The 14151-nt window shown below is 61.6% G+C and carries 10 protein-coding genes; 1 reads left to right on the top strand and 9 read right to left on the bottom strand.

Features of this window, described 5'->3' with window-relative positions; genetic code table 11:
- Positions 1–13: 13 nt before the first annotated feature.
- The 8 genes from G3256_RS15660 to xdhA all read right to left on the bottom strand — a co-directional run bounded on the left by G3256_RS15660 (position 14) and on the right by xdhA (position 10177).
- Positions 14–664: a VPLPA-CTERM sorting domain-containing protein gene (locus tag G3256_RS15660; RefSeq protein ID WP_169641715.1), complete on the bottom strand. Its 651-nt coding sequence runs from the start codon at positions 662–664 to the stop codon at positions 14–16.
- A gap of 166 nt (positions 665–830) precedes the next feature.
- Positions 831–1910 carry a BMP family ABC transporter substrate-binding protein gene (locus G3256_RS15655; RefSeq protein ID WP_169641714.1) on the bottom strand — a complete coding sequence of 360 codons (1080 nt, stop codon included), beginning with the start codon at positions 1908–1910 and terminating at the stop codon, positions 831–833.
- 54 nt (positions 1911–1964) lie between these two features.
- Positions 1965–2885 (bottom strand): ABC transporter permease, encoded by a 921-nt coding sequence (locus G3256_RS15650; RefSeq protein ID WP_169641713.1) that lies wholly within the window; start codon positions 2883–2885, stop codon positions 1965–1967.
- Positions 2885–3967 (bottom strand): ABC transporter permease, encoded by a 1083-nt coding sequence (locus tag G3256_RS15645; protein ID WP_169641712.1) that lies wholly within the window; start codon positions 3965–3967, stop codon positions 2885–2887. The genes G3256_RS15650 and G3256_RS15645 overlap by 1 nt, the downstream gene beginning before the upstream one ends.
- 69 nt (positions 3968–4036) lie before the next feature.
- Positions 4037–5551: an ABC transporter ATP-binding protein gene (locus tag G3256_RS15640; RefSeq protein ID WP_169641711.1), complete on the bottom strand. Its 1515-nt coding sequence runs from the start codon at positions 5549–5551 to the stop codon at positions 4037–4039.
- Positions 5548–6480 carry a xanthine dehydrogenase accessory protein XdhC gene (gene xdhC / locus G3256_RS15635; protein WP_169641710.1) on the bottom strand — a complete coding sequence of 311 codons (933 nt, stop codon included), beginning with the start codon at positions 6478–6480 and terminating at the stop codon, positions 5548–5550. Before xdhC ends, G3256_RS15640 begins: the two co-directional genes overlap by 4 nt.
- Positions 6480–8777, bottom strand: a complete 2298-nt coding sequence (gene xdhB, locus G3256_RS15630) for a xanthine dehydrogenase molybdopterin binding subunit (protein WP_169641709.1) — start codon at positions 8775–8777, stop codon at positions 6480–6482. The genes xdhC and xdhB overlap by 1 nt, the downstream gene beginning before the upstream one ends.
- Positions 8774–10177 carry a xanthine dehydrogenase small subunit gene (gene xdhA, locus G3256_RS15625; protein ID WP_169641708.1) on the bottom strand — a complete coding sequence of 468 codons (1404 nt, stop codon included), beginning with the start codon at positions 10175–10177 and terminating at the stop codon, positions 8774–8776. Before xdhA ends, xdhB begins: the two co-directional genes overlap by 4 nt.
- Before the next feature lie 222 nt (positions 10178–10399).
- Between xdhA and dnaE the strand changes: the two genes are divergently transcribed.
- Positions 10400–13900, top strand: coding sequence for a DNA polymerase III subunit alpha (dnaE, locus tag G3256_RS15620; protein ID WP_169641707.1), 3501 nt, complete (start codon positions 10400–10402; stop codon positions 13898–13900).
- Here dnaE and G3256_RS15615 read toward each other — a convergent pair whose 3' ends face one another.
- Positions 13901–14098 carry a SlyX family protein gene (locus G3256_RS15615; protein WP_169641706.1) on the bottom strand — a complete coding sequence of 66 codons (198 nt, stop codon included), beginning with the start codon at positions 14096–14098 and terminating at the stop codon, positions 13901–13903.
- Between the last annotated feature and the right edge of the window lie 53 nt (positions 14099–14151).

Raw genomic sequence — 14151 nt, 5'->3', positions numbered from 1 at the left:
GGTGAGGGCCTGATCAGGCTGCTTTGCGGCGTTTCATCAGTCCGAAGCCCGCTACTGCCACCAGCAGCATCGGCAGGGCGGCAGGCAGCGGCACAGGCGTTGCTGTTTCGCCGCCGCCATAGGCCAGCTCATCAATGCTGAAGGCGCTGTTATTGTTGGTGTTGATGGAGAATGCGGACACACCGTTTTCGCTGGTAAAACCAAAGAAGGCAGGCGCGTCAGTTGCTTTGGGCAGGATCATTGTCTCACCGTTGATGAAAATCGTGCTTTCATCTCCGTTGCGGCCCAGACCGGAGTAGTCAAACCCGAAAGACAGCACCGGCGCGTCAAAGGCCAGCGTCATGATGAACCCGGTGAAGCCGATATCCGAATCAAGATAGAGGAAGTTCTTGCCGCCTGCTGTGGTGTTCTGGGCAAAGAAAAACGGCGTATCGATCACCTTGACGGCCGGGCGCGTTGCGCTGACGAAAAAGTCGCCGAAATCGGCAGAGGGGAGACCGCCACTTGCGGTGTTGCCGGACAGAGGAACGCTTTCAAACGACTCAAGCGCAAGGCCGGGGCCTGCGGCTGCGTCGAAAAGCGATCTGTCTGTGAATGTTGCGGCGGATGCTGCAGAAACGCCGAAAAGAAGTGCTGTAACAGCGGCTGTGATAAGTCTGGTCATTGTGCCCTCGTAAACCAACATCGTGGAAGATAACTGCCATCGGATGAGGTAGTGTTTCAACCTCAGGTACCATCAAGCACGAACGCAGTCTGCCCGCAAGATACATAAGATGCAAAAGGCCCCGCGAACGGGGCCTTTCACCGGAAAATCTGCAGCGCAGTACGATTTATTGCGGAATGTCGCCTTCGATGCCTTCGACATAGAAATTCATGCCGGCAAGCGTGCCGTCATCCGCTGTTTCGCCGTCTGCAAGCCAAGCGGATCCGTCCTGTTTGTTGATAGGCCCGGTAAAGGCGTGATAAGAGCCGTCCGCAATTGCTGCTTTCAGAGCCAGTGCTTCTTCTTTCACATCAGCAGGAACGGCGTCAGAGATCTCACCGATTCCGACCATGCCGGCGCCGATGCCGTCCCATGTGTCTGTGCTCTCCCACGTGCCATCCATAACGGCTTTGGTGCGCGCGACGTAGTAGGGGCCCCACTCATCGATGATGGAGGAGACACGCGGGAAGGGCGCGTACTGAGCCATGTCAGAGGCCTGGCCGAAGGTGACCACATCGCCGGCTTCCTGCGCGGCGGCCTGAGGTGCTGTGGAATCCGTGTGCTGCAGCACCACATCGGCGCCCTGTTCGATCAGCGTTTTTGCAGCGTCGGCTTCTTTTGCGGGGTCAAACCACGTGTAGACCCAGATGATTTTGAACTCGACATCCGGGTTTACTTTGCTGGCGTGAATATAGGCGGAGTTGATGCCCCGGATCACCTCGGGGATCGGGAAAGATCCGATATAGCCCACAATGTTGGATTTGGTCATCTTGCCCGCGATATGCCCCTGGATCGCCCGGCCTTCGTAAAACCGTGCGGAATAGGTGGAGACGTTGTCGGCGCGCTTGTAGCCCGTGGCGTGTTCAAATTTCACATCCGGGAATTTGGCCGCGATGTTGATCGTCGGATCCATGTAGCCGAAAGATGTTGTGAAAATCAGATCGGCACCATCCAGCGCCATCTGGGTCATCACACGCTCACTGTCCGGGCCCTCGGCCACGTTCTCGACATAGACGGTCTCGACCGCATCGCCGAGCTCTTTCTCGACCATCAGACGGCCTTTGTCGTGCTCGTAGGTCCAGCCGCCGTCGCCGATCGGGCCAACATAGACAAAGCCGACTTTGGTTTTCTCATGCCCGTCCGCGACAGCCACGGTGGCAAGGCCAAGTGCGACAGCCGCACCGGCAAAAAGGGTGGTGAGTTTCATGTTCAGGTCTTCCCCGTTTTAATGCGCCCGTTTTGCCCGGACGTTGAATGGCCTCTAGCTTGAGGCATGGAATGACCGGCCCAGTGAGCCGGGCGCCGCGCTCTTATCCGCAGAAAGCATAACAAGCACGACGATGGTGATTACATAAGGCGACATTGCCAGATATTCGACAGGAATGGCAACGCCTGCACCCTGCAGATTAAGCTGCAATTGCGTGATCCCGCCAAAAAGATAAGCACCAAGCAGAACCCGCCAGGGCTTCCAGCTGGCAAAGACAACCAGGGCGAGCGCGATCCAGCCGACACCTGCGGTCATGCCTTCGGTCCACTGCGGCACGCGGATCAGGCTGATATAGGCGCCGCCCATGCCGGCAAGCGCCCCGCCGAACATAATCGCCAGCGTCCGGATGCGCACGACCTTGTACCCCAGCGCATGAGCGGCATCGTGGTTTTCCCCCACGGCGCGCAGCACGAGACCCGCGCGCGTGAAGCGCAGCACCGCCCAGACACCGGCCACCAGAAGCAGGCCGACATAGAGAAGCGGGTCATGCGAAAAGAAGATCTGCCCGATCACCGGAATATCGCTGAGGGGCCCGAAGTTCACATCCGGCATGCGCGGCGGCTTCACCCCGACATAGCCCTGCCCCAGCAGGGAGGAGATCCCCAGGCCAAAAAGGGTGAGTGCCAGACCGGAGGCCACCTGATTGGCCAGGGTCACCTGGGTCAGCAGCGCGAAAAGCAGGCTGAGCACAGCCCCCCCGACAGCAGCGGCAATAAAGCCCGTGGTGGGTGATCCGGTCTCCACTGCTATGGCAAAGCCGCAGATCGCACCGGTAATCATCATGCCTTCCACGCCGAGGTTCAGCACGCCTGCGCGCTCAACGACAAGCTCTCCGGTGGCGGCCAGCAGAATGGGCGTCGCCGCACTCATCAGCGCAGCAATCAGCAGAATCGGGTTGATGGCGGACAGGTCCATTACGCAGCCTCCGTCCGGCCAAAGCGCAGCCGGTAATTGGTAAAGAGATCAAAGGCCAGCAGGAAGAAAAGTAACATCCCCTGGAAAACCTGGATCGCAGCAGCGGGCAGGCCAAGCTGGCTTTGCGCGATGTCGCCACCGATATAGGTCAGCGCCATCAGCAGGCCCGCCAGCACAATCCCCACCGGATGCAGCCGGCCCAGAAAGGCCACGATGATCGCGGTAAAGCCGTAGCCCACATTGAAATCGATGCTGACCTGCCCTGCGGGACCGGAGACTTCGAAAAGCCCTGCAAGCCCGGCAAGCATGCCCGATGTGCCAAGGCAGAAAAGGATAAGCCGCCCCGGATTGACGCCCGAAAACCGCGCGGCCCGTGGAGCTTCGCCGGTGACCCGCACTGCAAACCCAAGCCGGTGCCGCGCCAGCAGCACATAGGCAAAGATCACAGCGATCATCGCCGCAACAACGCCCCAGTGCATGCCGCTGTTCGTGATGATCTCGGCGTTATGCGCTGAATCGTACTGTTGAAGGTTGCGACTGCCGGGAAAGCCGAAACCTTCAGGATTTTTCATCAGTCCCAGTGACATAGAAGCCAGGAACTGCTCGGCCACATAGACCAGCATCAGCGATACCAGGATTTCATTTGTACCGAATCGCACTTTGAGAACCGCCGGGATCATCGCCCAGGCCCAGCCTCCGAAAGCCCCGGCAATCACCATCAGCGGGAAGATGAAAACGCTTTCAGCAGGATAGAACGCGAGCCCGACACCGGCTCCGAAGAGCGCGCCCATGATGTACTGCCCCTCGGCTCCGATGTTCCAGATGCCTGCCCGGAACCCGAGGCTGAGCCCGATGGCGATCAGCACCAGCGGCGCCCCCTTGATCAGCAGCTGTGGCCTGTAAAAAAACGAAAATTCACCAAAGAGCGGCTGCCAGAAGATCGTCAGAATGGACTGTACCGGATCTTTGCCGAGCAGCGCAAAAAGCACGCCGCCGAAAAAGAAGGTGGCAAGCACCGCCAGCAGCGGTGTGGCCCAGGCGAACGTGCGACTTGGCCGGGGGCGTTTTTCAAGCCGGATCATCTGTAAGCGCCCCTTGTCTGTAGGCCGGATCCACGCCCGGCGGTATAAAATCCTGTGTCACCCGAGGTCTCAGACATGAGCCACCTCCATGCCATGCGCGCCGCCCATCATCAGGCCGATCTGTTCCACCGTCAGCCCGTCCGTCGGGCGCGGATCGGACAGACGTCCCTCGTTCAGAGCGGCAAACCGGTCGGAAATCTCCATCAGCTCATCCAGATCCTGACTGATCACGATGACGGATGCGCCGCCTTCGGCAAGATCAAGTAATGCCTGACGGATCGCCGCCGCGGCCGAGGCATCGACACCCCATGTCGGCTGGTTGACCACCAGCACTTCCGGGCGCTGCATCACCTCGCGGCCAATCACGAATTTCTGCAGGTTGCCGCCGGACAGCGCACGTGCCGCATTGCCGGGTCCGGGTGTGCGCACATCGAAAGCCTCGATGATTTTCACTGCAAAGGCGCGGGCCGCAGGCCAGTCCAGAAATCCACCGCGCACCAGACCTTCCCGGTCGGCGCCGGTCAGCATCGCATTCTCAGTGAGCGACATATCGGGGGCGGCAGCGTGTCCCAGACGTTCCTCAGGGGCGGCGAGCACGCCCAGACGGCGCCGGGCATTGGGCGTCAGCGTGCCGATATCCTGTCCTTTGAAGGTGATCATCCCCGGCGGTGACAGCATTTCGCCGGAAAGAGCGCTCAAAAGCTCATCCTGCCCGTTGCCGGCGACACCTCCGATCCCCAGGACTTCGCCTTTGCGCAGCGTCACGGTCACCTCGCGCAGCGGCATTCCGAAGGCCGAGGGCGAGGGCCGCGAGAGCCCCTCAAGCTTCAGAACGGGCTCGCCCAGGGCCGCACCCGACCGAGTGGGGGTGCTCAGCACCTTGCCGACCATCATTTCGGCCATGTCCCGTGCGGTCGTCTCGCGCGGTATGCAGGTGCCGACAACCTTGCCCAGACGCAGGATCGTTGCGGCATCGCAGAGCGCGCGGATCTCCTCAAGCTTGTGAGATATATAGAGAATTGCGGTTCCCTCGGCGCTGAGTTTACGCAAAGTCTCAAAGAGGATCTCAACCTCCTGCGGGGTCAGAACTGAGGTCGGCTCGTCCATGATCAGCAGTTTCGGCTCCTGCAGCAGACAGCGGATGATCTCCACCCGCTGACGTTCTCCTGCGGAAAGATCCCCGACAATCCGGTCAGGTGACAGCGGCAGCCCGTAGGTGTCTGACACCTCGCGGATCCGTTGCGAGAGGGTCCGCATACCGGGCGCATTCTCCATGCCAAGCGCGATGTTTTCGGCCACCGACAGTGCGTCAAAAAGCGAAAAGTGCTGAAAGACCATACCGACGCCCGAGGCCCGTGCAGCGCGCGGCTCCGGCGGGGCAAAGGGCGCGCCGTTCATCTGCATCCCGCCCTGATCCGGCTTCACCAGCCCGTAGATCATCTTGACGAGTGTGGATTTGCCTGCGCCGTTCTCGCCCAGCAGTGCATGTACCTCGCCGGGCGCGATGCTCAGGGACACATCGTCGTTAGCAACGACGCCGGGATAGGCCTTGGTCAACCCGCTGAGGGCCAGAAGTGGTGTCATGCGCTGTCTTTCAGTGGTCTTGTGTCGGATCCGGCAGTCTGCAGCATCTGTGCTGCCACCCCGATTGCAATCGCCTGCGGGTCGCGACCGAGGCCCGGCTGGCCGATCGGGCAGGTGATGCGCGCAATGCTTTGCGGGCCGTGCCCCAGGGCTGCCAGACGTTTGTGAAACCGCGTCCTTTTAGTGGCCGATCCGATCAGCCCTGCAAAGTCAAAGCCATGCGCGAGCAGCCGGTGGCAAAGCTCAAGATCCAGCGAGTGAGAAAAGGTCACGATCAGATGTTCCGCGTGCGGCGGCGCGTGCGCGACCATCAGCGCCGGTTCGGCGGCGGGGACGGCCGTAACACCGTTGGGAACGTGTTCGGGAAAACGATCTGCTGCGGTATCTACCCAGGTAACATCAGTGCCGGGCAGGGGTGCCAGCACCTGCACAAGCGCGCGCCCGACATGGCCCGCGCCCCAGATCCACACCGCGCGATCCGGCCGTGATACCGGCTCAATGAACCAGCTGCCGGTCAGCATTGTCTGAACCGGCTGGCCCGTGCGGATCCGGGCGCGCAGGCGCGTGACCGCCAGCGGCGCCGCGCCCGGACCGCGCATGATCACATCCTCGGGCAGGGCCCGGGCGGATGCTTCGTCATAAACTTCGGTCAGCACCTGTACCGCCCCGCCGCAACACTGGCCCAGATCGGGACCCAGCGCGTGACGGCTCAGATCACGGTGCCCTGGCGTCAGAGCGTCCCGCGCCGCGAGGGTCGCCGAATGCTCCAGCGCGCCGCCGCCGATTGTGCCGGACTGCCCGTCCCGCCAGACCAGCATCGACGCCCCGGTTTCGCGCGGGGCAGACCCGGCGACGGAGGCCACCACGATCCGCGCCACGACACCCCGGGCGGCACAGGCGGCAATCAGGGCTTCGCGGTCAAAGGACATCAGACAGCACCTCCGCTGGTTGCGCGACCAACGGCGGCCAGGATTTCTTCCGCTGTGGCCGGAGCCTGCAGATCGGCATAGGTATCCCCGCAGGACTGGACGGCATCACACAGTGCGGACCAGGCGGAGATACCCAGCATCAGAGGTGGCTCGCCCACAGCTTTGGACCGGTACACCGTCGCTTCATTATTGGGGGCGTCCCAGAGTGCGACGTTGAAGATGTCCGGCCGGTCACTGCAGCCGGGAATTTTGTAGGTAGAGGGCGCATGGGTGCGCAACCGGCCTTTGTCGTCCCAGACAAGTTCTTCGGTGGTCAGCCAGCCCGCGCCCTGCACATAGCCTCCTTCGATCTGGCCGATGTCGATCTCAGGGTTCAGCGACGCGCCGGCGTCGTGCAGAATATCCGTGCGCAGGATGCGGTTTTCCCCGGTCAGCGTGTCAATCACCACCTCGGTCACAGCAGCCCCGTAGGCAAAATAGAAAAACGGACGGCCTTCGCCTCTGATCCTGTCCCAGGCGAGATCGGGCGTTTTGTAAAACCCGGTGGCCGAGAGACTGATGCGTGCGACATAAGCGTCGGCAACGACCTCGGCAAAACTGTAGGTGGCACTACCAACATGTACCTTGCCGTCTTTGAAGATAACCTCGGACGGCAGCGTCTGGTGCCGTCCGGCCATCAGTTCTGCCAGACGCATCCGGATGGTGTCACAGGCGTTCTGAACTGCCATACCGTTCAGATCACTGCCGGATGAGGCCGCTGTCGCGGAGGTGTTCGGCACTTTGCCGGTGTCTGTCGCGGTGATCCGAACCGCCGATACATCTACGCCGAAACGGGCTGCGGCCACCTGGGCCACTTTCTGGAAAAGCCCCTGTCCCATCTCGGTGCCACCGTGATTGAGGTGGATGGACCCGTCCTGATAGACATGCACCAGCGCGCCGGCCTGATTGAGATGGGTCAGCGTAAAGGAGATCCCGAACTTTACCGGCGTAAGGGCGATGCCTTTCTTCAGGATCGCGTTTTCCGCATTCCAGCTTTCAACCGCGGCCCGGCGTGCGGTGTAACAGGCAGTCTCTTCAAGTCGGCTCATCAGATCGGGCAGGATGAAATCCGTGACCTGCTGACCATAGGGCGTGAGATCCCGAGGCTCCGTTCCGCTGCCTCCGTAAAAATTGCAGCGCCGCACAGCGACAGGATCCTTGCCCAGGCGGGTGGCGATGTGGTCCATGACCCGCTCGATACCGAGCATGCCCTGTGGCCCGCCGAACCCGCGAAAGGCCGTGGCACTTTGTGTACTGGTTTTCAGCCGGTGGCTGGTGATCCGCACCGCTGGCAGGAAATAGGCGTTGTCAGCATGCAGCATCGCCCGGTCTGCCACCGGCAGGGACAGATCCTGTGCCCAGCCGCAGCGCGTGTAATGCGTGAAATCAATGCCTTCGATGCGTCCGCTGTCGTCAAAGCCGACCTCATACTCAATGCGAAAATCGTGACGCTTGCCGGTGATGACCATGTCGTCGTCGCGGTCATATCGCATTTTGCACGGACGCCCGGTGGCGCGCGCAGCAACAGCGCAGGCCACTGCAAGCGCATTCCCCTGGCTTTCCTTGCCGCCGAATCCACCGCCCATCCGGCGTGTCTCTACACGCACGCCATGCATGTGCACGCCGATGGCCTCGGCGACTTTATGCTGAATTTCGGTGGGGTGCTGGGTACTGCTCATCACCACCATATCGCCGTTATCCTGAGGCAGCGCGGCGGCCGCCTGACCCTCCAGATAGAAGTGTTCCTGCCCGCCGATCTCCAGTCTGCCGGTGAGCCGGTGTGCAGCACCTGCGATCGCGCCGGCCACGTCACCGCGACCATAGACCCGCGGGCCCTCCTCGAAACGGCTGTTCCGGGCCAGAGCCTCATCCACCGTCAGGATCGGATCACCCGCCTCTGTTTCGACCCGTGCGAGGCGTGCTGCGCGCCGGGCTGAAAGGTGCGAGGTGGCGACAACGATAAAGAGCGGCTGCCCCAGATAGCTGATCACTTCCTCTGCAAGCAGCGGTTCATCGTGATTGGACGGGGAAACATCGTTGTCAAAGGGCAGATCAGCGGCCGTGATGACCGCGACGACCCCCGGGGCCGCGCGCACGGGCCCGGTGTCGAGCGACAGTAGCCGTCCGGCGGCGATATCGCTGATCCCGAAGGCCAGATGCAGTGTTCCGACCGGCATCGGGATGTCATCCACATAGCGCGCGGCCCCTGTCACATGCAGCGGAGCGGAATCGTGCGGCAGCGGCTTTGCGACACTCATGGCCGCACCTCAAGGACGCTGACCGGCGTGCCTGCGTCTTCGTGCCAGCAGCGCAGCAGCATATTCTGTGCGGACTGCATCCTGTATTCAGCCGAGGCCCGCATGTCGGACATAGGCGTGAAATCCGTGCCCATTGCGGCCATTGCACTGCGCGCAGTCTTCTGCGTCCATGGCTGCCCGGTCAGCGCGTCTTCCGTCGCGGTGGCGCGCTGCGGGATGCCGGACATGCCGCCGAAGGCGATACGGGCACGGCTGACTGTGCCGTCTGCAACTTCAACCGAGAAACATCCGCAGACCGCCGAGATATCCTGGTCAAAGCGTTTGGAGAGCTTATAACAGCGCAGCCGGTCAGGCTGCCGGGGAACGGTGATTTTCTCCACAAATTCGCCCGCACGACGATCCTGTTTGCCGTAAGCGAGAAAGAAATCTTCCAGCGGCATACTGCGCCGGCTGTCGCCGTGACGCAGATGCAGGGTCGCCCCGAGGGCGATGAGAGCCGGCGGCCCGTCCCCGATGGGAGAGCCATTGGCGATATTACCGCCGATGGTTGCCGCGTTGCGCACCTGTACGGAGCCGTATCGCCGGATCATCGCGGCAAACGACGGGTGCAGCTCTTCCATGACAGGTTCAAGGTCTGTCAGCGTCGTCATCGCACCGATCGTGAGCTCATCCGCAGTCACGGTCACGCCCTGCAGATCCGCGCAGCCGTTCAGAAAGGCGATCTGATCCGGGTCGTGGAAATTCTTTGTGACCCACAGACCGACATCCGTAGCACCTGCAACCAGCGTGGCATCGGGGTTTTGGGCATACCATTGCGCCAGAGCATCACTGTCAGCCGGCTGAAACGCTGCAGGAGATTTTCCGCCGCTGCCCGTCACCTCAGCCCCGGGCGTATCTTCCGCGGAAGGCGGCACGAGGTCGTGCATGTGCTCCGGTACGGGCGCGCCGGCTGCAGCTTCGGCGGCGCGGATGATCGGCGCATATCCCGTGCAGCGGCAGAGATTGCCGGCCAGCTGCACATCATGATCCGTGCGGCCGTTCAGATGCGCCGTGGCCATGGTGACGATGAACCCCGGTGTGCAGAAACCGCACTGCGATCCGTGATGGCCGACCATCGCCTCCTGCACCGGGTGCAGGGTGCCGTCGGGTCCGGAAATGCCCTCGATGGTGCGCACGGATTTGCCATGCAGCTGTGGCAGGAAAAGAATGCAGGCATTCAGCGCCCGCGCGCCGGCGGCATCCGTGACCATGACGGTGCAGGCACCGCAGTCACCTTCGTTGCAGCCTTCCTTGGTGCCGGTCAGGCCACGGGTTTCACGAAGCCAGTCCAGCAGGGTTGTGGTCGGCGCCACATCGGTCAGCGCCAGTGTTTCTCCGTTCAGGCGAAACGTAATGTTCATTTCGTCAGATCCGCCGCGGTACCATGCCCCCTTCACGTCCGGTGTTCGATGCGGCGTAGAACACAGGACGGGCAATTCCGGGACCGAGGCTATGCGGGCCACGCCGCCCTTGGCAAGGGAAAAGGGGAACGCGCCGCCCCGCCGCGGTCTCCGGTGCTGAAAAAACAGAGCGTGATGCGGAACGCTCTGGCGGGGGCCGGGCGGGTCATTTACGGTCCTGACATGAGCACTGATCCCCGATTCATTCACCTGCGCACCCATTCCGAATACTCGCTGCTGGAAGGGGCGCTGCGGCTGAAAAAGCTGCCCGCGCTGTGTCGAAAAGCCGGCATGCCTGCAATGGCGCTGACCGATACCAACAACATGTTTGCCGCGCTGGAGTTTTCCGTGGCGATGTCAGATGCCGGCGTCCAGCCTGTTATCGGCTGTCAGACCGACCTTGCCTATGTGGTAACGGGCCCGGGTGAAAAACCGGCAGCCCCCGCGCCCCTGGTGCTGCTCGCGCAGTCAGAGGCCGGCTATGAAAACCTGATGAAGCTGAACTCGTGCCTTTATATCGACAAGCGCGGGCAGCTGCCACAGGTCACGCTGGACGAACTCCGGTCACATGCGGGCGACGTGATCTGTCTGACCGGCGGACCAGACGGGCCGGTGGGCCGTTTGCTGCAGGCCGGTCAGCGTCCGGCGGCTGAGAAGCTGATGACAGAGCTTAAGCAGGCTTTCGGCGACCGGTTATATGTCGAGTTGCAACGCCATCCCGGCGAAGACGGCCAGCCGGCCGCCGAGCGCTTGACAGAACGCGGCCTTGTCGAGATGGCCTATGCGATGGATTTGCCACTGGTGGCCACCAACGACGTCTATTTCCCCGATGCGAAAATGTATGAGGCGCATGATGCGCTGATCTGCATCGCAGACGGCGCCTATGTGGACCAGCAGGATCCGCGCCGGCGGCTGACGGCACAGCATTACTTCAAGTCACAGTCAGAGATGGTGGCGCTTTTTGCTGATCTGCCGGAGGCCATCGAAAACACGGTTGAAATCGCAAAGCGTTGCGCCTTTCAGGCATATCGCCGGGATCCGATCCTGCCGAAGTTTGCCGATGATGAGGTGCAGGAACTGCGCCGCCAGGCTGAGGCCGGACTGAAAGACAGGCTCGCCGTTATCCCCCATGCCACCACCGTCGAAGAATACGAAAAACGTCTCGATTTCGAGCTTGGCATCATCGAGGGCATGGGCTTCCCGGGTTATTTCCTGATCGTTGCCGACTTCATCAAATGGGCCAAGGACGAAGACATCCCCGTAGGACCCGGCCGGGGCTCGGGTGCCGGCAGTCTGGTGGCCTATGCGCTGACCATCACCGATCTCGATCCGCTGCGCTACAATCTGCTTTTTGAGCGGTTTCTGAACCCCGAACGGGTCTCCATGCCGGATTTTGACATCGACTTCTGCATGGACCGGCGCGAAGAGGTTATCCGCTACGTTCAGGACAAATACGGCCGCGATAAAGTGGGGCAGATCATCACCTTCGGCGCGCTGCTGTCCAAAGCCGCCGTGCGCGATATCGGCCGTGTGCTGCAGATGCCTTACGGCCAGGTGGACCGGCTGTCGAAAATGATCCCTGTCGAAGGTGTGAAACCCGTCAGCATCGAAAAGGCGCTGGCCGACGAACCGCGCCTGCGCGAGGAAGCGCGCAACGAAGAGGTCGTCGCCCGCCTGCTGGAATACGGCCAGCAGGTCGAGGGGCTGCTGCGCAACGCCTCGACCCATGCCGCCGGTGTGGTGATCGGTGACCGCCCGCTGGATCATCTGGTGCCGCTCTATCAGGATCCGCGCTCTGACATGCCGGCCACCCAGTTCAACATGAAATGGGTGGAGCAGGCGGGGTTGGTGAAATTCGACTTTCTCGGGCTGAAAACGCTGACGGTCATCCAGAACGCGGTGGACCAGATCAAAGCCTCGGGGCGGCATCTGCATATCGCCGCTGACGGCACTGAGCTTTTCGCGCCGCCTGAAGGTCTGACGGATGATATCGCCACCATTCCGCTGGATGACGAGGCCTCCTACAAACTATATGCCAGCGCCAAAACGGTCGCGGTCTTCCAGGTGGAGAGCTCCGGCATGATGGATGCGCTCAAGCGCATGAAACCAACCTGCATTGAGGATATCGTGGCCCTTGTGGCGCTTTATCGCCCCGGTCCGATGGAGAACATCCCGACCTACTGCGAAGTGAAGAACGGCCAGAAAGAACTGGAATCCATCCACCCGCTGATCGACGATATTCTTAAGGAAACGCAAGGCATTATCGTCTATCAGGAACAGGTGATGCAGATCGCTCAGGTCATGGCCGGCTACAGCCTTGGCGGGGCGGATCTGCTGCGCCGCGCGATGGGTAAAAAGATCGCAGAAGAGATGGCCAAAGAACGCCCCAAATTCGAAAAAGGCGCGATGGAAAACGGGGTCGATAAGAAGAAAGCGACCGAAGTTTTCGACCTTCTGGAGAAATTCGCTAACTACGGCTTCAACAAATCCCACGCGGCGGCCTATGCGGTGGTCAGCTATCAGACGGCCTGGCTCAAGGCCAACCATCCCGTCGAATTTATGGCCGGGGTGATGAACTGCGATATCCACCTCACGGACAAGCTGGCGGTCTATTTCGAAGAGGTGCGCAAACAGCTCGAACTGCCATGGGTGCCGCCCTGCGTGAACCGCTCGGATGCGACCTTCAGGGTCGAAGACGGCGCCCTGGTCTATGCGCTTGGTGCGCTGAAAAACGTAGGCGTCGAGGCCATGCGGCTGATCGTCGAAGCGCGCGGCCCCAAACCCTTTGCCACGCTCTATGATCTCGCCCGACGGGTCGATCTCAAACGGGTGGGCAAGCGGCCGCTGGAGATGCTCGCCCGCTCCGGCGCCTTTGATCAGCTCGACAGTAACCGCCGGCGTGTCTACGGCGCGCTTGACGCTCTGGTGGGGTATTCGGCGGCGATCCACGAGCAGAAAGCCTCAAACCAGGTCTCTCTTTTCGGAGAAGCCGGCGAGGATCTGCCCGAGCCGCGTCTGCAGCCCGTGGATGACTGGCTGCCGGCGGAACGGCTGGCCGAAGAGTTCAAAGCGGTGGGCTTTTATCTCTCGGGCCACCCGCTCGACGACTATATGGGGCCGCTGAAACGCAAGAACGTGCTGACCCTGGATGAAATCCTTGAAAAGGCCGCGCGCGGTCCGCTCAACGCCAAGATCGCGGGCATCGTGGCCGGGCGACAGGAGCGCAAATCGGCACGCGGCAACCGTTTTGCATTTTGCCAGATGTCCGACACCACGGGCGCCTATGAGGTCACGCTTTTCTCCGAAGCACTTGAGAAATTCCGCGAGCATCTGGAGACCGGATCAAAGGTCGTCGTCGGTGTCGAGGCAACTCTGGAGGCGGATCAGCTCAAGCTTCTCGCGCGTTCTGTCACGCCGATTGATACGGTGGCAGCCGACGCCGGCGGCATGGGTCTGCGGGTTTTCGTGGAACACCCCGACGCGGTGGCCTCGGTCGCCAGCGTGCTGGCAGGGGCCGCCAAAGCCGCCCGTGGTGCCGGGCGCGGGCCCGTGCAGCTTTGCCTGATGGATCCCTCACTGCCCGGCGAGGTCGAGGTCGATCTCGGCCAGGAGTTTGCTGTCAATCCACAGATCAAAGGGGCGATCAAATCGCTTCAGGGCGTGCTCGAGGTCGAGGATATCTGATCAGTAATGCGGCGGGCGTTCATCGCCCATGACCACGCCGCCGGTCTGCTCGGCGTCACGCTGCCCTTCGCGCTGCATCAGCATATGCACGCGCCGGTTCAGGGTGGTGATGTCCTTTTCCTGGCGGGCGATCACATCAGAAAGCTCCTCGACCGTGCGGGTCAGGTGGGCAATCTGTTCTTCCATCTTTCGGGTCATGGGCATCCTCCGGTCTGCACGGGCCCCTAGCACGGGACCGCAGATTGGAAAAG

It is taken from the genome of Roseobacter ponti (genome assembly GCF_012932215.1).
Taxonomy (GTDB): Bacteria; Pseudomonadota; Alphaproteobacteria; order Rhodobacterales; family Rhodobacteraceae; genus Roseobacter; species Roseobacter ponti.
This window is presented reverse-complemented; position numbering and strand designations above follow the sequence as displayed.